Here is a 529-nt window from a genome sequence, read left to right as displayed (position 1 = left end):
ATCATATCAAAACTTGTCAACAATTTCCTTTTCAGACGGCCTCGACCCTACCCTTTACATTTAAGCAATCACTTCAAAAAAATTCACGCCAAATCAACACTTTTCTTTTATCTTGAAAACAGTTATAATAGGTCAATTTTTCAAATCACACGAAAAATGGCCGCACGGCCATTTTTTTGTTTATGTACTTCTGGAGAAGCATGGATATTCAAAGCATTCTTGATAAAACCCTGCCCGGCTTGGGCTACGAGCTGGTCGATTTCGAACTGACTGCACAAGGCGATTTGCGCGTTTTCATCGATAAAGAAGGCGGCATCACCGTCGAAGACTGCGCCACTGTCAGCAACCATCTGAGCCGCGTGTTTATGGTTGAAGACATCGACTACAAACGTTTGGAAATCTCCAGCCCGGGCCTTGACCGTCCGCTGAAAAAAGCCGCCGACTTCGTGCGCTTTGCCGGCCAGAACGCCAAAATCAAAACACGCCTGCCGATTGATGGTCAGAAAAACTTCATCGGCCGCATCGAATC

General features: G+C 45.7%; 1 protein-coding gene. It reads left to right on the top strand.

The window, feature by feature from the left end; genetic code table 11:
- Positions 1–200: 200 nt before the first annotated feature.
- Positions 201–529, top strand: a 329-nt coding sequence (gene rimP / locus ACTHSP_RS21540) for a ribosome maturation factor RimP (RefSeq protein WP_440346945.1), incomplete at its 3' end; no start/stop codon positions are given.

It is taken from the genome of Neisseria sp. P0001.S005 (assembly GCF_051963715.1).
The sequence above is the reverse complement of the archived record's forward strand: the minus strand, read 5'-3'. Positions and strand labels throughout refer to the sequence as shown.